Source organism: Teichococcus aerofrigidensis (assembly GCF_054073225.1).
The window spans coordinates 1-1,311 of sequence record NZ_JBSXMU010000257.1 but is presented as its reverse complement, the minus strand read 5'-3'; the positions used below and the strand labels follow the sequence as shown (position 1 = coordinate 1,311).

Here is a 1,311-nt window from a genome sequence, read left to right as displayed (position 1 = left end):
GGGGGGGGGGGGGGGGGGGGGGGGGGGGGGGGGGGGGGGGGCCGCGCCCCCCGCCCGAGGCCTCCAGGATGCGCTGCAGGATGTCCTGCTGCATCGCCGGCGGCAGGCTCGGCAGCGGCATGCCGCCGGGCAGCACGCTGGGCAGGCTGGGGGGCGAGAGCAGCGGACTCGGGACCTGCCCGCCCGGCGGCCCGTTCGGGGGCGCCGCGAACCCGGGCGCCTGCGCCCCCGCCCCGCCCGCCTGCAGCATCAGGATCCCGGCGAGAATCAGGCGGCCGCCCCGCCGGAGGACGGTGGCGGAGGAAGGCGGGTGCGCGGCGGGGGAAAGGAAAGGCGGCAAGTCCTGGAGCACCGTGGCGGTAGCGGTGGAGGTTAAAAGCTCGCTCGCAAAATCGTGACCAATGGTTTATCAGCATGACGATGGCGATCCAAGCGCGCAATTCGCCCAGATTAAGCAACCTTGCGTTGTTCGATGCCGCCCTCCGGCTCGGCCCGCATGCGCTCGCCCATTACGCCCTGTACCGCCTGGGCCGGCTGCACGGCGGCCCGGCCCGCGCCCTGGCCGATCGGCCGGCCGTGACCGGCGCCTTCCTGCCGGAGACCTGCCTGTGCCCAGCACCGGAGCTGGCTGAAGGACCGATGCCGGGCTGGCCCGCCCGCCTGCGCGCCGCCCTCGCGGCCCTGCCCTCCGCCGGCCCGCACGGCCCCTTCGACGGCGCCACGCCGGCACTGGCACTGGACCTGTTCGGCGCGGGCGATATCCGCCCCGTCTGGGAGGCCAACCGGCTGGCCTGGGCGCCACTGCTGGTGCAGGCGGCGCGGCTCTGGCCGGAGGAGGGGCATCTGGCGCGGCTGGAGCAGCGCCTGGCCGCCTGGCAGGCGGCCAACCCGGCCTATCGCGGCCCCAACTGGGCCTGCGGCCAGGAGGCGGCGCTGCGCGCGCTGCACCTCGCCCTGGCCCTGCTGCTGGCCGGGGCGGAGGCCGATCCTTCTCCGGCGGCGCGCGGGCTGCTCGCGCTGCACGCCCACCGCATCCGGGCGACCGCGGCCTATGCCCGCGCGCAGGACAACAACCACAGCATCAGCGAACCCGCGGGCCTGCTGGCCTGCGGCTGGCTGCTGGGCGAGGCCGAGCTGGCGCGGCGGGGCGAGGCCGCCCTGGCCCGCGCGGTGGCGCGGCTGGTGGCGCCGGATGGCGGCTTCGCGCAGCATTCCACCGGCTATCACCGCCTGTTGCTGGACACGCTCTCCGTGCTGGAGGTGCTGCGCCTCCGGCTGGGCCGGCCGCCGCTGCCCGCGCCGGTGCCGGCC

2 pseudogenes are annotated in these 1,311 nt (G+C 76.9%); one reads left to right on the top strand and one right to left on the bottom strand.

The annotated features are described in order from the left end of the window. A pseudogene (locus ACVMLK_RS21060) lies at window positions 1-340 on the bottom strand (hypothetical protein); the annotation flags it as partial. Window positions 341-465: 125 nt separating this feature from the next. Between ACVMLK_RS21060 and ACVMLK_RS21055 the strand changes: the two are divergent. After that, a pseudogene (locus ACVMLK_RS21055) lies at window positions 466-1,311 on the top strand (heparinase); the annotation flags it as partial.